At 70.9% G+C, this 6,398-nt stretch carries 4 protein-coding genes; 3 read left to right on the forward strand and 1 reads right to left on the reverse strand.

The features are described from left to right. Nucleotides 1–74: 74 nt before the first annotated feature. Nucleotides 75–3,221 (reverse strand): isoleucine--tRNA ligase, encoded by a 3,147-nt coding sequence (ileS, locus tag VR44_RS23450; protein WP_045949559.1) that lies wholly within the window; start codon nt 3,219–3,221, stop codon nt 75–77. 609 nt (nt 3,222–3,830) lie between these two features. On the opposite strand from ileS, the gene VR44_RS23460 reads away from it, so the two are divergent. The 3 genes from VR44_RS23460 (at nt 3,831) to VR44_RS23470 (ending at nt 6,331) form a co-directional block, all read left to right on the forward strand. Continuing rightward, nucleotides 3,831–4,703, forward strand: a complete 873-nt coding sequence (locus VR44_RS23460) for a TraR/DksA family transcriptional regulator (protein WP_245692124.1) — start codon at nt 3,831–3,833, stop codon at nt 4,701–4,703. Between the two features lie 66 nt (nt 4,704–4,769). Next, nucleotides 4,770–5,336: a signal peptidase II gene (lspA, locus tag VR44_RS23465; RefSeq protein WP_045949557.1), complete on the forward strand. Its 567-nt coding sequence runs from the start codon at nt 4,770–4,772 to the stop codon at nt 5,334–5,336. Nucleotides 5,337–5,389: 53 nt separating this feature from the next. Beyond that, complete coding sequence (locus VR44_RS23470; RefSeq protein ID WP_045949558.1) at nt 5,390–6,331, forward strand: RluA family pseudouridine synthase; 942 nt, start codon at nt 5,390–5,392, stop codon at nt 6,329–6,331. The last annotated feature ends 67 nt before the right edge of the window (nt 6,332–6,398 follow it).

A 6,398-nucleotide genomic window follows, 5' to 3' on the forward strand; every position in this document is an offset into this window, starting at 1 on the left:
AGAAAGGGCGGGGCGGGGAGGAAACACAAAGGCGGCGCCCCCCCGCACGGGGGGAAGCGCCGCCTTGGTGAGGGTTATGCCTTGCGGAGGCGGAACGTCAGCGCGAGGGACTCGTCCTCGAACGGGGTGCCGTACGAGGCGTCGGCCTCGCCCTGGCCGAAGTCCGTCGCGAGGACCTCGTCCGCGATCAGGGACGCGTGGTCCGTGAGGGCCGTGACGACCTCCGCGTCGGACGAGGACCAGCGCAGGGCGATGCGGTCCGCCACGTCGAGACCGGAGTTCTTCCGGGCCTCCTGGATCAGCCGGATCGCGTCACGGGCCAGGCCCGCCATCCGCAGCTCCGGCGTGATCTCCAGGTCGAGGGCGACCGTCGCACCGGAGTCCGAGGCCACCGACCAGCCCTCGCGCGGGGTCTCGGTGATGATGACCTCCTCCGGCGTGAGGGTGACCTCCTCACCGTTGACCGTCACGACCGCCGAGCCGGAGCGCAGCGAGAGGGACAGGGCGGCGGCGTCGGCCGCGGCCACCGCCTTCGCCACGTCCTGCACGCCCTTGCCGAACCGCTTGCCCAGCGCCCGGAAGTTCGCCTTCGCCGTCGTGTCCACCAGCGAGCCGCCCACCTCGGAGAGGGAGGCCAGGGAGGAGACGTTCAGCTCCTCCGTGATCTGGGCCTGCAGCTCCGGCGACAGCGCGTCGAAGCCGGCCGCGCCGACCAGCGCCCGCGACAGCGGCTGGCGGGTCTTGACGCCCGACTCGGCGCGCGTCGCGCGGCCCAGCTCCACCAGGCGGCGGACCAGCAGCATCTGCTGGGACAGGACCGGGTCGATCGCCGCGGCGTCGGCCGTCGGCCAGGTGGACAGGTGCACCGACTCCGGCGCGTCCGGGGTGACCGGGACGATCATGTCCTGCCAGACCCGCTCCGTGATGAAGGGGGTCAGCGGGGCCATCAGGCGGGTGACCGTCTCGACGACCTCGTGCAGGGTGCGCAGGGCCGCCTTGTCGCCCTGCCAGAACCGGCGGCGCGAGCGGCGCACGTACCAGTTGGAGAGGTCGTCCACGAACGCGGACAGCAGCTTGCCGGCGCGCTGGGTGTCGTACGACTCCATCGCCTCCGTGACCTCGGTCACGAGCGAGTTCAGCTCGGACAGCAGCCAGCGGTCCAGCACCGTCCGGTCCGCCGGCGCCGGGTCGGCCTCCGACGGGGCCCACTGCGAGGTCCGGGCGTACAGGGCCTGGAAGGCGACGGTGTTCCAGTACGTGAGGAGCGTCTTGCGGACGACCTCCTGGATCGTGCCGTGGCCCACGCGCCGCGCCGCCCACGGGGAGCCGCCGGCCGCCATGAACCAGCGCACCGCGTCCGCGCCGTGCTGGTCCATGAGCGGGATCGGCTGGAGGATGTTGCCCAGGTGCTTGGACATCTTGCGGCCGTCCTCGGCGAGGATGTGGCCCAGGCAGACCACGTTCTCGTAGGAGGACTTGTCGAAGACCAGCGTGCCGACCGCCATCAGGGTGTAGAACCACCCGCGGGTCTGGTCGATCGCCTCCGAGATGAACTGCGCCGGGTAGCGCTTCTCGAAGATCTCCTTGTTCTTGTACGGGTAGCCCCACTGCGCGAACGGCATCGAGCCCGAGTCGTACCAGGCGTCGATGACCTCCGGAACGCGGACCGCCGTGTGCGCGCAGCCCTCCGCCGTGCAGGGGAAGGTCACGTCGTCGATGTACGGACGGTGCGGGTCCAGGGCGGAGTGGTCCTGCCCGGACAGCTCGCTCAGCTCGGCGCGGGAGCCGACGCAGGTGAGGTGGTCGTCCTCGCAGCGCCAGATCGGCAGCGGGGTGCCCCAGTAGCGGTTGCGGGAGAGCGCCCAGTCGATGTTGTTGTTCAGCCAGTCGCCGAAGCGGCCCTGCTTGACCGACTCGGGGAACCAGTTGGTCTTCTCGTTCTCCCGCAGCATCGCGTCCTTGACGGCGGTGGTGCGGATGTACCAGGACGGCTGCGCGTAGTAGAGCAGGGCCGTGTGGCAGCGCCAGCAGTGCGGGTAGCTGTGCTCGTACGCGATGTGCTTGAAGAGCAGGCCGCGCGCGTCGAGGTCGGCGGTCAGCTTCTCGTCGGCCTTCTTGAAGAAGACGCCGCCGACGAGCGGGACCTCCTCCTCGAAGGTGCCGTCGGGGCGGACCGGGTTCACGACCGGCAGGCCGTACGCGCGGCAGACCGCGAGGTCGTCGGCGCCGAAGGCGGGGGACTGGTGGACCAGACCGGTGCCGTCCTCGGTCGTGACGTACTCCGCGTTCACGACGTAGTGGGCGGGCTCCGGGAACTCCACCAGGGAGAACGGGCGCTCGTACGTCCAGCGCTCCATCTCCTTGCCGGTGAAGCTCTGGCCGGTGGCCTCCCAGCCCTCGCCGAGGGCCTTCTCCAGCAGCGGCTCGGCGACGACGAGCTTCTCCTCGCCGTTCGTCGCGACGACGTACGTGACGTCGGGGTGGGCGGCGACCGCCGTGTTGGACACCAGGGTCCAGGGGGTCGTCGTCCAGACCAGGAGCGCGGCCTCGCCCGCGAGCGGGCCGGAGGTCAGCGGGAAGCGGACGTAGACGGAGGGGTCGACGACCGTCTCGTAGCCCTGCGCCAGCTCGTGGTCCGAGAGGCCGGTGCCGCAGCGCGGGCACCAGGGGGCGACGCGGTGGTCCTGGACCAGCAGGCCCTTGTTGAAGATCTCCTTCAGCGACCACCAGACCGATTCGACGTACTCGGGGTCCATGGTCCGGTAGGCGTCGTCCAGGTCGACCCAGTAGCCCATACGGGTCGTGAGCTCGGTGAACGCGTCGGTGTGGCGGGTCACGGACTCACGGCACTTGGCGTTGAACTCCGCGATGCCGTACGCCTCGATGTCCTGCTTGCCGTTGAAGCCGAGCTCCTTCTCGACGGCGAGCTCGACCGGCAGGCCGTGGCAGTCCCAGCCGGCCTTGCGGGCCACGTGGTAGCCGCGCATGGTGCGGAAGCGGGGGAAGACGTCCTTGAAGACGCGGGCCTCGATGTGGTGGGCGCCGGGCATGCCGTTCGCGGTGGGCGGGCCCTCGTAGAAGACCCACTCGGGGCGCCCCTCGGACTGCTCCAGCGTCTTGGCGAAGGTCTTGCTCTCGCGCCAGAAGTCGAGGACGGCGTGCTCGAGGGCGGGCAGGTCGACCTGGGCGGGTACCGGGCGGTACTGCGGCGGTGTGGTCATGAGGCTGAACTCTTCCTCCGGCGGGTGTGTCACTTCCGTCCGGAGGGACGAGAGCACGTGCGGCTCCCGCGGTACCACCCTCCTTGGCCTCCGGACGGGTCCGGCGGCCCCCTCATTGGGGTGCGAAGCCGGTTCTACCGGCCCTGCGGGCTCCCGTGCGGGTCCCGTGCGGGCTTTCTTCCGGCGGCTCCGGGGTGATCCTTCACATCGCGCTCGCCCCCGGGCTCTCACCGTCCCCGGGTCGCTCCTGGCTGCGTCCGACGCTACTCGTCCCCATCCATGCCTTTCGCTGCGCCCAGTGTAAGGGCCGGGGCCCGGGTCGGCAGACCGGTTTACGGCGGGGCGCGGCGGCGCCGGGGGAGGGGGTCCGGTGTGACCCGGACGGCCCGACGGGGGGAGCCGGGGACCCGTTGGGGCTCGTGGGGCGGATTACGGGGGCTCCCGCTGGGCACAACGGATGCAGGTTGACCTCGATGGACGCGTGCCCCGTTGCCGTGGGGTCGGAGGCGACTTATCGTTCCGGCACGATTTGGCTAAAAAGGCCACATCCGGTGAAAAGGGGCCGCGGCCATGGTGGCGAAGAAGACGGCGACACGGGAGGTGGCTGCTGTGCCAGGCTCCACGGCTGCCGCCGAACGGGCCGCTCCGGCCAAGAAGGCCGCTCCGGCGAAGAAAGCCGCCGCGGTGAAGAAGGCCGCTCCGGCGAAGAAGGCTGCCGCGGTGAAGAAGACCGCTCCGGCGAAGAAGGCCGTTGCGGTGAAGGAGGCCGCCGCGGGGAAGAAGACCGCCGTGGCGAAGAAGGCGGTGGACGGGAAGGCCCCGGCCAAGACCGCTGCCGCGAAGAAGACGGCGCCGGGGAAGGCCCGGGCCAAGGAGCCGGCGGCCGCGCAGGCGGCGAAGACGGCGTCCAAGACAGCAACCAAGACAGCAACCAGGACAGCCAAGGCGGCCGAGGTGGCCGCGTCCGAGGGGGCGGCCCCGGCCGCGCGGAAGACGGGAGCTCGGGAAGTGGTTGCCAAGAAGACGGCGGGCACGGCCCGCAAGACGGCCGACGACACCGCCGGCGGCCTCGCGGCCGCGACCCCCGGTGAGCTCGCCGTACGCCCCGGGGAGGAGCCCTGGACCGCCGAGGAGGTCGCTGAGGCCCGTACGGAGCTGCTCTCCGAGGTGATGCGGCTGCGCGTGGAGCTGGAGGCCTCCGAGATGGCCATCTCCGGCCTGATGCGGGACTCGGGCGACGGCGCGGGCGACGACCAGGCCGACACCGGCACCAAGAACATCACCCGGGAGTCCGAGCTGGCCCTCGCCGCCAACGCCACCTCCATGCTGGAACAGACCGAGCGGGCCCTGGAGCGCCTGGAAGCGGGCACGTACGGGCTCTGCGAGAACTGCGGCAAGCCCATCGGCAAGGCGCGCATGCAGGCCTTCCCGCGCGCGACGCTGTGCGTGGACTGCAAGCAGAAGCAGGAACGCAGGCACTAGCCAGGACGTACGCACACTGACGTACTCTCGTGTCTCGTCGGGATCGAGCTAGTTCGAGGGACTCACGTGGCAGAGGCGGAGCGCATCATCGGTACGCCGGAGGTCGGGGACGACGCCGAGCCGCAGTCGGAACCCGCCGCGCCCCGGGGGCGGCGGCGGATCACGGCGCTGCTGGTCGTGGCGGTGCTGGCGTACCTGCTCGACCTCGGCAGCAAGATGCTGGTCGTGGCCCGGCTGGAGCACCGGCCGCCGATCGAGATCGTCGGGAACCTGCTGAAGTTCGACGCGATCCGCAACCCCGGCGCGGCCTTCGGCTTCGGCGAGGCGTTCACGATCATCTTCACCGTGATCGCGGCGACCGTGATCGTGGTGATCGTCCGGCTGGCGCGCAAGCTGTACAGCCTGCCGTGGGCGATCGCCCTGGGCCTGCTGCTGGGCGGCGCGCTGGGCAACCTGACCGACCGGATCTTCCGCTCGCCGGGCGTGTTCCGGGGGGCCGTGGTCGACTTCATCGCGCCCGCCCACTTCGCCGTGTTCAACCTCGCCGACTCGGCGATCGTGTGCGGCGGGATCCTGATCGTCCTGCTGTCCTTCAAGGGCCTGGACCCGGACGGCACCGTCCACAAGGACTGACTTCGGGGACGCGCGCGGGAATGGTCTTCCGCCGGGTCCGGCATACTCGACGGGTGAGTACGATTCCCGAGATCCGCACCCTGCCCGTTCCCGATGGCCTCGAAGGCGAGCGCGTCGACGCCGCCATCGCCCGTATGTTCGGTTTTTCCCGGACGAAGGCGGCCGAACTGGCGGCGGAGGGGAAGGTCTCGGTCGACGGCAGCGTCGTCGGCAAGTCCGAGCGCGTGCACGGCGGCGCCTGGCTGGAGGTCGAGATGCCGGCCCCGCCGCGGGCGGTCGAGCTGGTGGCCGAGCCGGTGCCGGGCATGGAGATCATCCATGACGACGACGACGTCGTGGTCATCATGAAGCCGGTGGGCGTCGCCGCCCACCCGAGCCCCGGCTGGACCGGCACCACCGTGATCGGCGGCCTCGCCGCGGCCGGCTACCGGATCTCCACCTCCGGCGCGTCCGAGCGCCAGGGCATCGTGCACCGTCTCGACGTCGGCACGTCCGGCCTGATGGCGGTGGCCAAGTCGGAGCGCGCGTACACCTCGCTGAAGAACCAGTTCCGCGAGCGGGTCGTGGACAAGCGGTACCACGCGCTGGTGCAGGGGCACCCGGACCCGATGAGCGGCACCATCGACGCGCCGATCGGGCGGCACCCGAACGCGGACTACAAGTGGGCCGTGACCCAGGACGGCAAGCCGTCGGTCACGCACTACGACCTGATCGAGGCGTTCCGGGCGGCGTCGCTGCTGGACATCAAGCTGGAGACGGGGCGCACGCACCAGATCCGCGTGCACATGTCGGCGCACCGGCACCCGTGCGTGGGTGACCTGACGTACGGGGCAGACCCGACGGTGGCGAAGCGGCTCGGGCTGACCCGTCAGTGGCTGCACGCGGTGCGGCTGGGCTTCGAGCACCCCGCCGACGGGCAGTGGGTGGAGTTCGAGAGCACCTACCCGGCGGACCTCCAGCACGCGCTCGACGTCATCCGCGCCGAAAGCCAGTAGCTTCAACGCCGCGCGGGCTGGAATTGCCGCGCAGCGGCTAAATCCAGCCCCGCCGGCGTTTGAGGCG

The organism is Streptomyces katrae (assembly GCF_000966975.1).
Lineage (GTDB): Bacteria > Actinomycetota > Actinomycetes > Streptomycetales > Streptomycetaceae > Streptomyces > Streptomyces katrae.